1 pseudogene is annotated in these 477 nt (G+C 57.4%); it reads right to left on the reverse strand.

Annotated features, from left to right (window positions below):
* Positions 1-197 (reverse strand): annotated as a pseudogene (locus B7449_RS22405) (hypothetical protein); the annotation flags it as partial.
* Between the last annotated feature and the right edge of the window lie 280 nt (positions 198-477).

Genomic DNA, 477 nt, shown 5'->3' on the forward strand with positions numbered 1-477 from the left:
TCAGACACACGTTCCTCCTCGGTCCAGGAAGGTCTTGAGGCGTGAACATGCCCGGAAGCTTCAGTTGGACCAATAACGCATAGCAGGCTTTCAGGGATCGGTTCGCGTACAACATCATTGAACCGAGTACGCAACTCCTTCTTCAACCAACAGTCGAACGGATCAGGATCTCCCCGGAAAGACACATCATGCATCATTGACCTGCTATCTACTGCTCGCCGCCTCCCTAACGATACTCAGCCGACTTCGTTGCGCAAATGACCAAAGCGTGCGTCAGATCTGAGATGTTGTCGCGGTATGGCACATGGTCGGCAGGATTCAAATCCGGTAAGAACAGCAGAAAGCCGGACGCTCTAGCTGGCGGCGCCTGGCGACGCAGATGGCACAGGGGGACGCCTGCCCAGCACCTGGGCGCCCCGTTGGCTCCGAAGCGTCTGCTCCGCACCCGTCATGACCGCTGGTGCGTTCCTGATCATG

Origin of the sequence: Komagataeibacter intermedius TF2 (genome assembly GCF_000964425.1) — a bacterium.
Lineage (GTDB): Bacteria > Pseudomonadota > Alphaproteobacteria > Acetobacterales > Acetobacteraceae > Komagataeibacter > Komagataeibacter intermedius.